Origin of the sequence: Vibrio natriegens NBRC 15636 = ATCC 14048 = DSM 759 (genome assembly GCF_035621455.1) — a bacterium.
GTDB lineage: Bacteria > Pseudomonadota > Gammaproteobacteria > Enterobacterales > Vibrionaceae > Vibrio > Vibrio natriegens.
On the sequence record NZ_CP141822.1, the window covers coordinates 2565273 to 2578978 of the forward strand.

The 13706-nt window shown below is 45.3% G+C and carries 10 protein-coding genes; 3 read left to right on the forward strand and 7 right to left on the reverse strand.

The features are described from left to right. Positions 1 to 206 precede the first annotated feature (206 nt). Complete coding sequence (locus VER99_RS11550) at positions 207 to 1877, reverse strand: SulP family inorganic anion transporter (protein WP_014232940.1); 1671 nt, start codon at positions 1875 to 1877, stop codon at positions 207 to 209. Positions 1878 to 2156: 279 nt separating this feature from the next. Here VER99_RS11550 and can point away from each other — a divergent pair, with 279 nt between their 5' ends. Then, on the forward strand, positions 2157 to 2825 hold the full coding sequence (can, locus tag VER99_RS11555; protein WP_014232941.1) for a carbonate dehydratase: 669 nt from the start codon (positions 2157 to 2159) through the stop codon (positions 2823 to 2825). An 88-nt stretch (positions 2826 to 2913) separates the two neighbouring features. Here can and hpt read toward each other — a convergent pair whose 3' ends face one another. Next, positions 2914 to 3444, reverse strand: a complete 531-nt coding sequence (gene hpt / locus VER99_RS11560) for a hypoxanthine phosphoribosyltransferase (RefSeq protein ID WP_014232942.1) — start codon at positions 3442 to 3444, stop codon at positions 2914 to 2916. A 317-nt stretch (positions 3445 to 3761) separates the two neighbouring features. Between hpt and VER99_RS11565 the strand changes: the two genes are divergently transcribed. Continuing rightward, positions 3762 to 4376: a LuxR/HapR/OpaR family quorum-sensing transcriptional regulator gene (locus tag VER99_RS11565; RefSeq protein WP_020333941.1), complete on the forward strand. Its 615-nt coding sequence runs from the start codon at positions 3762 to 3764 to the stop codon at positions 4374 to 4376. Between the two features lie 124 nt (positions 4377 to 4500). Here VER99_RS11565 and lpdA read toward each other — a convergent pair whose 3' ends face one another. The 5 genes from lpdA to ampD all read right to left on the reverse strand — a co-directional run bounded on the left by lpdA (position 4501) and on the right by ampD (position 12536). Continuing rightward, positions 4501 to 5928, reverse strand: coding sequence for a dihydrolipoyl dehydrogenase (lpdA, locus tag VER99_RS11570; protein ID WP_014232944.1), 1428 nt, complete (start codon positions 5926 to 5928; stop codon positions 4501 to 4503). A gap of 266 nt (positions 5929 to 6194) precedes the next feature. Next, on the reverse strand, positions 6195 to 8084 hold the full coding sequence (gene aceF, locus VER99_RS11575; protein ID WP_020333942.1) for a pyruvate dehydrogenase complex dihydrolipoyllysine-residue acetyltransferase: 1890 nt from the start codon (positions 8082 to 8084) through the stop codon (positions 6195 to 6197). Between the two features lie 19 nt (positions 8085 to 8103). Beyond that, a complete protein-coding gene (gene aceE / locus VER99_RS11580) occupies positions 8104 to 10764 on the reverse strand; it encodes a pyruvate dehydrogenase (acetyl-transferring), homodimeric type (RefSeq protein ID WP_014232946.1) in 2661 nt (886 codons plus the stop codon). A 49-nt stretch (positions 10765 to 10813) separates the two neighbouring features. Then, positions 10814 to 11581 (reverse strand): pyruvate dehydrogenase complex transcriptional repressor PdhR, encoded by a 768-nt coding sequence (gene pdhR / locus VER99_RS11585; RefSeq protein ID WP_014232947.1) that lies wholly within the window; start codon positions 11579 to 11581, stop codon positions 10814 to 10816. A gap of 409 nt (positions 11582 to 11990) precedes the next feature. Continuing rightward, positions 11991 to 12536 (reverse strand): 1,6-anhydro-N-acetylmuramyl-L-alanine amidase AmpD, encoded by a 546-nt coding sequence (gene ampD / locus VER99_RS11590; protein WP_020333945.1) that lies wholly within the window; start codon positions 12534 to 12536, stop codon positions 11991 to 11993. Positions 12537 to 12628: 92 nt separating this feature from the next. Here ampD and nadC point away from each other — a divergent pair, with 92 nt between their 5' ends. Continuing rightward, the gene (gene nadC, locus VER99_RS11595) at positions 12629 to 13516 is read left to right on the forward strand and encodes a carboxylating nicotinate-nucleotide diphosphorylase (protein WP_020333946.1); all 888 of its coding nucleotides are present in this window, start codon (positions 12629 to 12631) and stop codon (positions 13514 to 13516) included. Positions 13517 to 13706: the final 190 nt, after the last annotated feature.

Consider the following 13706-nt stretch of genomic DNA (forward strand, 5'->3'; position numbering starts at 1 on the left):
TGCAGTGAAGGATTATTAGTTTATCGTTGAATAACGATGATTACAATTAAACCTTTCGATAAAGTTGGACGTGTTATCCACAGTAAACCTATGGTTTTCTGAGCGTTGGAGAGTCGATAACAGAGGGAAATGAGGTCTGGAACAGACGGTGAGATAACGAGCTCTGCCAAAAGGCTTGGCAGAGCTGAAAATAGAAACTGAGTGAATTACGCAGTAATGCGTTGGTATTGTGCTTCCTCAACATGCGCAACTGCGGCGTTCAAAGCTTCATAGCGGAATCGATAAATGTTGGCAGCCGGAACCAGATCAATCACGTGGAACTTTTCTAGTTGTTCACGCGTACGTTGATTTGGGCACAACAGATACACTTCACAATTCGCATCCAGCGCATCTTTTATCGCGTTTTCCAGTGCTAATCCCACAGTCACATCAATCATTGGTACATCCGTAAGATCCAGGATCATCACTTCATAATCGGCAATACTTGAGTGCTGACGAGAAATCGCTTTTGATACGCTAAAGATCATTGGCCCAGAAAGGTAGAAGAACAGAACCGTGCCGTTGGCTCGATCCAATAGCCCTCTTTCACTGTCTGTTAGAGGCACATCATCTTCATCAGCATCACTAATGGCTTTAACTTGGCGCGCCTGCTCACGACTCAGGCGTTCGATAATAATGATGTTGGAGATAAACACCCCAAGCCCTACCGCAACAATCAGATCGACGAATACGGTCAGTAGCATCACCCCGTACATCACCGCCATGCCCGAAAAACTGACCTTGTGAGCACGTTGAATAAAGCTCCAGTCGAGAATATTAAATCCGACATACACCGCGATACCAGCTAGTACCGCCATTGGAATTGGCTCGGTCAGCCCGCCCGCAACCAATACAACTAATGCCAGCATCAGCGCACGTACCACACCTGATAACGGTGAGCGCGCACCAACCTGAATGTTAGTCACGGTTCCCATCGTCGCACCCGCACCCGGTAGCGCACCAAACAATCCGGAAATCATGTTCGCTAAGCCCTGACCACGCAGTTCTTTATCAGAATCATGTTCTTTACGCGTAAGCGAGTCACCGATAACCGCCGTCAGTAGTGTATCGATGCAGCCAAGGGTACCCAGGACCAGCGCATCGATAACCATCTCGACAAACATGTCTGGATTAATGTGTGGTGCCACCAACGAAGGCAGGCCTGCTGGGATTTCACCAATCCGGCGAATGTCATCCGTATCAAACAGCATCACCGACAATAAGGTTACAGCAACCAGTGCCACCAGCTGAGCAGGGACATACTTGCGATATTGTTTCGGGAAGAAAAACAGAATACCTAGCGTCAGCAAGCCTAAGAACAGCTCACTAAACTTCAGGTTAGAAATAGTCTCTGGTAATGCGGATAGTGTCCCTAGCACTCCACCTGAAGGCGCTGCGTGTCCCAGCAGAGGAGATAATTGCAGGATAATCAGTATGACACCAATGCCAGACATAAAGCCGGAAATCACACTGTAAGGCATTAAGGTAACGTATTTACCCAGCTTAAGTGTCCCTAGCAAAATCTGAAATGCACCAGCCATCATGACGACAGTAAACGTCATCGCCATCCCTGTTTCCGGATATTTCACCATCATGCTCGTCAATACAGCGGTCATAATGACGGTCATCGGCCCGGTCGGTTCTGATATCAGCGTATTAGAACCACCAAACAGAGAAGCAAACAAACCCACCATGATCGCACCCCATAAGCCAGCTTCTGCGCCAGCTCCTGAAGCGACACCAAATGCTAAAGCCAAAGGCAGCGAGATAATTGCCGTAGTGACACCACCAAAGATGTCCCCTTTGAAATTGATATCCTCAAATCGATTCCCGAACAACACTTAATTCCCTTGCATTAATATCAAACCAAACTCATCACTGTAACCAGTGACATTCTCCCTTAAACCATAACTATTTCATGGGCTTTGAAGGGAGATAAATAAACGAGCTCAATTGTACGAATTTATTGGTAAGAACACGTCAGATGAGTCCTGTCTGACGAATATTTAACGGGATCGAAATTGTAACATTGTGTATAGTTGAAATTCTGATCGCTTGCTATATTTGAACAGCTTAGCTATCAGTGCTTTTGTCATTTAAGGGAAGTTATTTGCAAGATGCCGGAAATTAAACAATTATTTGAGAATAATTCAAAATGGTCAGAAGAAATTAAGTCTGATCGCCCTGAATATTTCGCTAAGCTCGCAGAGGGCCAGAAACCCGATTTTCTTTGGATTGGTTGTTCAGACAGCCGTGTACCAGCAGAACGATTAACCGGCCTTTACTCCGGAGAGTTATTTGTTCACCGTAATGTTGCAAACCAAGTCATCCACACAGACCTAAACTGCCTTTCTGTTGTTCAATATGCCGTTGACGTTCTCAAAGTAAAACACATTATCGTATGTGGTCACTACGGTTGTGGCGGTGTTAACGCTGCGATTGATAATCCGCAACTCGGTTTGATCAATAACTGGTTATTGCACATTCGTGATATTTACTTCAAACATCGCACCTATCTGGATCAAATGCCTCTGGAAGATCGTGCCGATAAACTAGGTGAACTTAACGTTGCCGAACAAGTTTATAACTTGGGTAATTCAACCATCATGCAAAATGCATGGGAGCGCGGACAAGATGTTGAGATTCACGGCTTTGTTTATGGTATTGAAGACGGCCGTTTAGAGTATCTGGGTATTCGCTCTAACTCTAAAGAAACTGTTGAAGAGTCGTACAAAACAGCCTTGTCGACGATTTTAAACTCCGAGAACAAGCTGCTGTGTCGTTAATACGACAAGTTGATTAAACAAAAAACGCCCATTTCGAAATGGGCGTTTTTTCTATCTGATTTTTTATAATCCGATAATGGACCTGTGCTTATTCTTGAGGCACAACTTTACCGATAAATGGTAAGTGGCGGTATTTCTGAGCGTAATCAATACCTACACCAACCACAAACTCATCCGGAATTTCAAAGCCAATCCAGTCAACAGGCACGTTCACTTCACGGCGAGATGGTTTATCCAATAAGGTACAGATTGCGATAGATTTTGGCTCACGCAGCGACAGGATCTCACGAATCTTGTTCAGCGTATTACCGGTATCGATAATGTCTTCAACAAGCAACACATCTTTGCCTTTGATATCGTCATCCAGATCTTTCAGGATACGAACATCACGTGAGCTTTCCATCGTATTGCCGTAGCTTGAAGCCGTCATGAAATCGACTTGATGAGTCAGGTCAATGGCACGGGCTAAGTCGGCCATAAAAACAAATGAACCACGCAATAAGCCAACCAAAACCAGATCTTCGCTACCTTGGTAACGCTCAGTAATTTGCTTGCCTATTTCACGAACTCGATCCTGAACGACTTCCTCAGAAATCATGACTTCTACTGTATGTTTCATACTCTGCTCAATTTATTTGGTGGGTTAAGGTCAATCGCGCGCAAACGATCACCTAATCTTACGGCGCGTAGTGTATCACCACGTTCATTGTGTTGAAAGCCACAACCCTTTCCCGATTTTCTTGGGAGCGTAACCGTATTTTCGCCAGATTATGACGAAAAGCATCAACAATCAGGGCATTACTGTCTACAAATCACACAACAAATGTTGACCTTGAGTATATGCACCATTACACTCATCACTTGCTTTAAGCAATTATTAAAATAATCAATTAGGGGGATTTCCCCCCATTCAACGAAAATGGCAAGGTAAATATAATGGACTCAATTGCAAAGAGAGCCCGTACTAGGCTTTCCCCTATTAAGCGTAAACAACAACTCATGGAAATCGCGTTGGAAGTATTTGCGCGTCGCGGTATTGGCCGCGGTGGTCATGCGGATATCGCTGAAATCGCACAGGTTTCTGTTGCTACCGTTTTTAACTACTTCCCAACTCGCGAAGATCTCGTTGATGAAGTGTTGAACCACGTTGTACGTCAGTTCTCGAACTTCCTTTCAGATAACATCGATTTAGACCTACACGCTCGTGACAATATTGCGAATATTACCAGCGCAATGATTGAGTTAGTCAATCAAGATTGCCACTGGCTGAAAGTATGGTTTGAGTGGAGCGCATCGACACGCGACGAAGTTTGGCCACTATTCGTGTCAACCAACCGCACCAACCAGCTGTTGGTACAGAACATGTTTATCAAAGCAATTGAGCGTGGTGAAATCTGTAACACGCATCAACCAGAACATTTGACTAACTTGTTCCACGGCATTTGCTACTCACTGTTTGTACAAGCAAACCGTTTTAAGGGTGAAGATGAGCTGAAAAACCTCGTAAGTTCATACCTTGATATGCTTTGTATTTACGATCGCAATCAGTAAGGTCTACACCAAAAATCATAAAGCCTGGCTTCTGCCAGGCTTTTTTGTATTTGAAACTTAGCTGTTAAAAACAAAAAAACCGCTGAATGTTCAGCGGTTTTTATTATTTAATCAGTAAAGAAACTTACTTCTTCTTAACTGCTTTTTTGTTTGGAAGGTCAGTGATAGAACCTTCAAATACTTCAGCAGCTAGACCAACAGACTCGTGTAGAGTTGGGTGAGCGTGGATAGTCAGAGCGATATCTTCTGCATCACAACCCATCTCGATCGCAAGACCGATTTCGCCAAGTAGTTCACCACCGTTAGTACCAACGATAGCACCACCGATTACGCGGTGAGTTTCTTTGTCGAAGATTAGCTTAGTCATACCGTCTGAACAGTCAGATGCGATTGCACGACCTGATGCAGCCCATGGGAATGTTGCCACTTCGTACTTGATGCCTTCGTCTTTCGCTTCTTTCTCAGTCTTACCAACCCAAGCCACTTCTGGCTCAGTGTATGCGATTGAAGGGATAACTTTAGGGTCAAAGTAGTGCTTCTTACCAGAGATAACTTCAGCTGCTACGTGACCTTCATGCACACCTTTGTGAGCAAGCATTGGTTGACCAACGATATCACCGATCGCGAAGATGTGAGGAACGTTAGTACGCATTTGCTTGTCAACGTTGATGAAGCCGCGCTCGTCGATTTCTAGACCCGCTTTTTCACCGTCAATCAGTTTGCCGTTTGGTACACGACCGATAGCAACAAGAACAGCATCGTAGCGCTCTGCTTCAGCAGGTGCTTTCTTACCTTCCATTGAAACGTAGATACCGTCTTCTTTCGCTTCAACTGCTGTTACTTTCGTTTCTAGCATTAGCTTGAACTTGTCTTTGATACGCTTGGTGTAAACCTTAACGATATCTTTGTCTGCTGCAGGGATTACCTGATCAAACATCTCAACAACTTCAACTTTAGAACCTAGAGAGTGGTAAACCGTACCCATTTCCAGACCGATGATACCACCACCCATGATAAGTAGTTTTTCTGGCACTTCTTTTAGTTCAAGAGCGTCAGTAGAATCCCAAATACGTGGGTCTTCATGCGGGATAAATGGCAGTTTGATTGGACGAGAACCAGCAGCAACGATTGCGTTGTCGAAGTTAACAACAGTTGACTCGCCTTCACCTTCTACAAGGATAGAGTTAGGACCAGTAAACTTACCGTAACCGTTAACTACAGTTACGTTACGCATCTTAGCCATGCCACCTAGGCCGCCAGTAAGTTGGTTAACAACTTTTTCTTTCCAGATGCGGATTTTGTTGATGTCAGTTTGCGGTTCGCCAAATACAACGCCGTGATCAGCCATTGCTTTTGCTTCTTCAATTACTTTAGAAACGTGAAGAAGTGCTTTAGATGGGATACAACCCACGTTCAGACACACACCGCCAAGAGTGCTGTAACGTTCAACTAGTACAGTTTCAAGACCTAAATCCGCACAACGGAATGCTGCAGAGTAACCAGCAGGACCAGAACCAAGTACAACAACTTGGGCTTTAATTTCTTTGCTCATTTTGACCTCTTGTAGTCATTATCCCTAACAGGCTGAGTGATTTTTGATTCTTTTTGTTTAAGTAAGATTTTTTAAACAGTGACTTTCAGACCGCTAACAGTTTACAGAGATGTTAATGGCGTGAAAAGTAAATCAATTTAGCCTGTGAGCTAGACAACAATTCGATTGTGAAAACCCCATAGTGAATAAGGGCGATAACCAAATTGTTCAGTAATTATTATTAGCAGAGGCGGCTAAATTGCCGCCTCTCATACATCTAACTTCTATTAAAGAACTAGACGACGAATGTCAGATAGACATGAGTTTAGGTAAGTGATGAAACGCGCACCTTCCGCACCATCGATCACACGGTGGTCGTATGATAGAGACAGTGGAAGTTGTAGACGCGGTTCGAACTCTTTACCGTTCCATACCGGTTTCATCTCTGACTTAGATACACCTAGGATACCCACTTCTGGCGCGTTCACGATTGGAGTAAACGCAGTACCGCCAATGCCGCCAAGGCTAGAGATAGTGAAACAGCCACCTTGCATGTCAGCCGCAGTTAGCTTACCAGCACGAGCTTTCTTAGAAACAGCCATTAGCTCTTCAGATAGCTCGTAGATGCCTTTCTTGTTCACGTCTTTAAATACAGGAACAACCAGACCGTTTGGCGTATCTACCGCGATACCAACGTTCACGTATTTCTTCAGAATTAGGCTCTCACCGTCTTCTGATAGAGAAGAGTTGAACGCCGGGAACGCTTCAAGTGCTTTAGCAACTGCTTTCATGATGAACACTAGTGGAGTGATCTTCATGCCAGTGTCTTTCTTCGCTTCAATCGCGTTTTGCTCTTTACGGAATGCTTCAAGAGCCGTGATGTCTGCGTTATCCCACTGTGTAACGTGCGGGATCATTACCCAGTTACGGTGTAGGTTAGCACCAGAAATCTTCTTAATGCGAGATAGAGGTTGAACTTCTGTCTCACCGAACTTGCTGAAGTCCACTTTTGGCCATGGTAGTAGACCAAGAGCTGCACCGTCGCCTTTGCCAGATGCTGCAGCACCAGACTCAAGACGCTTAAGCGCTTCTTTCACGTAGTTCTGAACGTCTTCTTTCAGGATACGGCTCTTACGACCAGAACCTTTAACCTTAGAAAGGTTTACGCCGAACTCACGAGCTAGACGACGAACAACTGGAGACGCGTGAGCGTACTCGTCGTTCTCTTTGAAATCGCCTGTCGCTGCTGGAGCTGCCGCCGCTGGAGCTTCTGCTTTAGGAGCCGCTGCTGCAGGTGCTGCCGCTTGAGCTGGAGCCGCTGCAGGAGCTGGAGCTGCGCCCGCCACTTCGAATACCATGATTAGTGAGCCAGTAGACACTTTGTCGCCAGCTGCAATCTTGATTTCTTTAACAGTACCAGCGAATGGTGCAGGAACTTCCATAGAAGCTTTGTCGCCTTCTACAGTGATTAGAGATTGCTCTTCTTCCACTGTATCGCCAACTGCAACCATGATTTCAGTAACTTCTACTTCGTCGCCACCGATATCTGGAACGTTAACTTCTTTTGCCGCAGATGCTGCTGGAGCTGCTGCCGCTGGTGCTTCTACTGCCGCAGGAGCTGCTGCTGGAGCGCCTGAACCTGCTACTTCGAATACCATGATTAGAGAGCCAGTCGATACTTTATCGCCTGCTGCTACTTTGATTTCTTTAAGCGTACCTGCGAATGGTGCAGGAACTTCCATAGAAGCTTTGTCGCCTTCTACAGTGATCAGAGATTGCTCTTCTTCGATGCTGTCGCCGATTGCTACCATGATTTCAGTAACTTCAACTTCGTCACCACCGATATCTGGTACGTGAACTTCTTTCAGTTCTGCCGCTGCTGCTGGAGCTGGAGCTGCTGCTGGAGCTGCTTCCGCCGCAGGAGCAGGCGCAGCTTCAGCTGCACCCTCGGCTTCGAAAATCATGATTAGAGAACCAGTAGAAACCTTGTCGCCTTCTGCAACTTTGATTTCTTTAACGATACCCGCTTGAGAAGCAGGAACTTCCATAGAAGCTTTATCGCCTTCAACAGTGATCAGAGACTGCTCTTCTTCAACCTTGTCGCCAACGCTTACAAGAATCTCAGTAACTTCAACCTCATCCGTACCGATGTCTGGTACATTAATTTCGATTGCCATTTCTTATCTACCTTCTTAATTAAGCGTATAGCGGGTTTGTTTTTTCAGTGTCGATGTCGAATTTCTTAATTGCTTCAGCAATTACAGACTTCTCAACTTCGCCACGTTTCGCTAGTTCAGTTAGCGCTGCTACTACTACGTAACCTGCGTTCACTTCGAAGTGACGACGTAGGTTTTCACGGCTGTCTGAGCGACCGAAGCCATCAGTACCAAGAACTTTGAAAGATTCAGCAGGGATGAATGCACGAACCTGCTCTGCGTAGTTCTTCATGTAGTCAGTTGCTGCGATAGCTGGCTCAGTACCCATTACTGTTTGGATGTATGGTACTTGCGCTTCCGCTTCTGGGTGTAGCATGTTGTAACGCTCTGCCGCTTGACCGTCGCGAGTTACTTCGTTGAATGACGTTACAGAGTAAACGTCAGATGCAACACCGTACTCATCGCTAAGGATTTGAGCTGCTTTACGTACTTCGTTCATGATAGTACCAGAGCTCATTAGCTGAACTTTACCTTTAGAACCAGTGTAAGTTTCTAGCTTGTAGATACCCTTACGAATGCCTTCTTCAGCGCCTTCTGGCATTGCTGGCATTGCGTAGTTCTCGTTCATTAGCGTTAGGTAGTAGAACACGTTCTCTTGCTCACCGTACATGCGACGGATACCGTCTTGCATGATTACCGCTACTTCGTAAGCGAATGTCGGATCGTAAGAGATACAGTTAGGAACTGTACCCGCCATGATGTGCGAGTGACCATCTTCGTGCTGCAGACCTTCACCGTTCAGTGTCGTACGACCAGCAGTTGCACCTAGTAGGAAACCACGTGCTTGTTGGTCACCAGCCATCCACGCCATGTCGCCAACACGTTGGAAACCGAACATAGAGTAGTAGATGTAGAACGGAATCATTGGTAGGTCGTTTGTCGAGTATGAAGTTGCTGCTGCAACCCATGAAGACATAGCACCTAGCTCGTTGATACCTTCTTGTAGAACCTGACCTGAAGTCGCTTCTTTGTAGTAAGAAACAACGCCACGGTCTTCTGGTGTGTAAGTCTGGCCGTGCGGGTTGTAAATACCGATTTGACGGAATAGACCTTCCATACCGAATGTACGTGCTTCGTCAGCAATGATAGGAACGATGTTCTTACCAATGTTCTTGTTCTTAAGCAGAACGTTCAGTGAACGTACGAATGCCATAGTAGAAGAGATGTCACGCTTCTGCTCTTCTAGTAGAGGCTTGAATTCTTCTAGTTCAGGAACGATCAGTTCTTGAGTGAAGTTCGGTAGACGCTGAGGCGTGTAACCGTGTAGCGCTTTACGACGAGCGTGTAGGTATTCGTACTCTTTTGAACCTTCTTCAAGTTTCAGGTACGGAAGCTCTTTCACAGCTTCGTCAGTTAGAAGATCTTGTAGACCTAGACGATCACGTAGGTGTAGAACGTGAGTCATGTCCATCTTCTTAACTTGGTGCGCGATGTTCTTACCTTCAGCCGCTTCACCCATGCCGTAACCTTTAACAGTCTTAGCTAGGATAACCGTTGGACGGCCTTTAGTGTCTGCCGCGTTTTTGTATGCAGCGTATAGCTTAGAAGACTCGTGACCACCACGCTTAAGTGCGAAGATTTCGTCATCAGTCATGTCAGCAACTAGTGCAGCTGTTTCTGGGTACTTACCGAAGAAGTGCTCACGTACGTATGCACCGTCTTTCGCTTTGAACGTTTGGTAATCGCCATCGATTGTTTCGTTCATAAGCTGTAGAAGCTTACCAGTTGTATCTTTAGCTAGTAGAGAATCCCAGTTGTTACCCCAGATTACTTTAACTACGTTCCAGCCAGCACCTTTGAACAGACCTTCAAGTTCTTGAATGATCTTACCGTTACCCATTACAGGGCCGTCTAGACGCTGAAGGTTACAGTTGATTAGGAAACATAGGTTGTCTAGCTTCTCACGCGCAGCGAAAGAGATAGCACCACGTGATTCTGGCTCATCCATCTCACCGTCACCCAGGAACGCGTAAACGCGCTGCTCAGAAGTATCTTTCATGCCGCGGCCTTCAAGGTACTTAAGGAAACGAGCTTGGTAGATCGCAGAGATCGGACCTAGACCCATAGATACGGTTGGGAACTGCCAGAATTCAGGCATTAGTTTAGGGTGTGGGTATGACGGGATACCTTTACCATCTACTTCTTGACGGAAGTTGTCTAGCTGCTCTTCAGTTAGACGGCCTTCAACGAATGCACGAGAGTAGATACCTGGAGAAATGTGACCTTGGTAGTAAACTAGGTCGCCACCATCCTTCTCGTTTGGAGCACGGAAGAAATGGTTGAAACATGTTTCGTAGAATGCAGCAGAAGACTGGAAAGACGCCATGTGGCCGCCTAGTTCTAGGTCTTTCTTCGATGCACGTAGAACGATCATGATTGCGTTCCAGCGAATGATGGAACGAATACGACGCTCAAGTGTTGTGTCACCTGGGTAAGCTGGTTCTTGATCTGCTGGAATCGTGTTGATGTAGTTCGTGGTGATTCCAGTTGGCATGTCAACACCGTCTAGACGTGCTTTATCTAGAACTTGCTCAAGTAGGAACTGAGCACGCTCTACGCCTTCTTCACGTACAACTGACTCAAGTGCTTGTAGCCATTCTTGAGTTTCCAGTGCATCTACGTCATGCTTCATATCAGACATGGCGATCTATCCTTCTGTTGGTTGGATCTATAAAACAAGCAAATCGTCTTTAAGAGTCATTGCCCTGTTGCATTCGACGTAAAGAGCGTTCACGACGAGACTCTTCTCTGGTCAAATCCAACAATGTTTCTTCAATATAAGCTAAGTGTGAATGTGACATCTCACGCGCCTTTTCTGGCTGACCAGATACAATCGCATCCACGATGTTAGCTCGGTGTTTACTTACTTTCTCGACCGCCTCAGGGCGGCGATGCAATAATTTAAAATTCTGTAGAATATTTTGCTCAAGCAAAGGTGCCAGGCTGCGCACAATATGCAGTAGTACTACGTTGTGAGCCGCTTCCGTTAAAGCAATTAAGAACTGCATTACTTCCGCCGATTCAGCTGCAACGTCATCATTGGATTGCGCTTGGCTGATTCGTTCAAGACAGGCTTGAATTCGAGCAAAATCTTCTTCGGTACCACGAACGGCTGCAAAGTAAGCTGCAATACCTTCCATCGCGTGGCGCGTTTCCAGTAAATCCAGCTGAGTTTCAGAGTGACTAGACAATAAATTTAGCAGAGGATCGGAAAAACTTTTCCAGATGTTCTCACTAACAAAAGTGCCACCACCCTGACGGCGAGTAAGAAGACGCTTAGCTTCAAGGCGTTGAATTGCCTCACGGATCGACGGACGAGAAACATCAAACTGTTTTGCCAGTTCGCGCTCTGGTGGCAACTGCTGCCCCGGAGACAATGTTCCTTCCACAATCAACCTTTCTAACTCTTGTTCAATAACATCAGAGAGCTTTGGCTGACGAATCCTTTGATAAGCCATAATTTATTATTCTTCTACTCTTGCAGGTAATTGGTAATACCAATTTTAAGTTGGTGCAGAAATTAACATAATTAAAACGTCACTGTCCAGCCAAAAATTGACCTAAATCATAGAACGGGCCTAGCAAAAACACTCTGATAACAATTGACGGTTAAAACAGCAATAAAATTGGTCTTACCAATTACAATAACAAAACAAGTGGGGAAATGACGTGCTGAGCATTTTGAAAGTAAAAGCATAAAATGACAAAAAGATCAGGGCAAATATCGGCCACTTCCCTCGCTGTACACACAAAAATGTAGTTAATTTTCAACAAAAGTAATTATTTTTTGTATACAAAAAGGCATGGTTGAAACCATGCCTTATTGATTCTAGCTTTTATAATTTACATATTTATCACAACTTAATTTCAAATTAGTCGTCGATACTTGACCCAGTCAAAACTTAAGCCAGGGTCACTTTTTCTTAGCGGGGCGATGTACTGGTGGCCAGTAATTCGTTGAGGGGTAATGTTAGGGTATTGCGACATAATCGCTTGAGATAAACCCGCAAGTGACTGATATTGCTCATCTGTGTATGCGACAAACTCAGTCCCTTCCAGCTCAACACCTATCGAATAGTCATTGCATCCAGCTCGTCCGGCAAAACTTGACTGGCCAGCATGCCATGCTCTATCGAGAAAGGACACAAACTGTACAATCTCGCCATTTCTCTTTATTAAGCAATGAGCCGAAACCCCCATTTTGTGAATTACTTCAAAAAATGGATGTACTTTCGGGTCCAATTTCCCACAGAAAAAGTCCTCTATATAAGGACCGCCAAACTGGCCAGGCGGCAAACTGATGTTATGAACAACAAGCAGAGAGATATCAGTGCTATCTGAACGAGCATCAAAAAAAGGCGACGGAACATGCTTTGCTTGCGTCAACCAGCCATTCTCGATTATTGGGGGCATATCAACCTCTATAGTTTGCAAATTAACTGCTGAAATTATTGACACCGGAGAGTATCATTCGTTGCCATCTCCCTTTCAAGACTAGATTTGCGATGAAGAACACACACAACAGCCAAGAACGCCTGGAATACCTGAAACAACAACTTCCTCTGGAGATCACTCGCTCCGTCGCCGATACCTTAAAAGAAGACCTCGGCGGCACAGTGGATATCAACAACGATATCACCGCATCTCTTATCCCTGAAGATGCCGTTAACACTGCGACGATCATTACACGTGAGCACGGTGTGTTCTGCGGTCAGGCTTGGGCAGATGAAGTATTTAAACAGCTGGGCGGTAAAGTGACTATCGAGTGGTATGTACAAGACGGTGACAAGGTTGAACCAAACCAGACACTTTGTACCTTATCAGGCCCTGCTCGTGACCTGCTTACTGGCGAGCGTAACGCGATGAACTTTATTCAGACGCTTTCTGGTTGTGCGACCACAACGTCCGTGTACGCAGAAAAGATCGCGCACACCGAGTGCCGTCTGTTAGATACGCGCAAAACTATTCCGGGTCTGCGCAGCGCTCTAAAATACGCCGTAGCTTGTGGCGGTGGCTTCAACCACCGTATCGGCGTATTCGATGCATACCTCATTAAAGAAAACCACATCATTGCCTGCGGCGGCATCACTCAAGCGATCACAACAGCAAAAGAGTTGAACCCTGGCAAACCAGTCGAAGTGGAAACAGAAAGCTTAGACGAGTTAAAAGAAGCGATTGAAGCCGGTGCGGATATCATCATGCTGGATAACTTTACTAAAGAGATGATGCGTGAAGCAGTAGAAATCAACGCAGGTCGCGCAGCATTAGAAAACTCTGGCAACATCACCTTAGACACCATCGCAGAATATGCAGAAACAGGCGTCGATTACATCTCTGTCGGCGCGCTAACCAAGCACCTGAAAGCGATGGATCTTTCGATGCGCTTCAAATAACCAATTAACAAAATCCATATTAAACAAGAAAATTCAACAACTTATAAAACAAACATTAAATAAAGGGCCCTTTGGCCCTTTGGCCCTTTATTTTTATCCGTAAAAAGCCAAATCAATCGCAATTCGTTGCATATCAAATGTAATTGAGCATTAAAGATATCTATCTGACTCGATCACCCGCTGCCTGCCA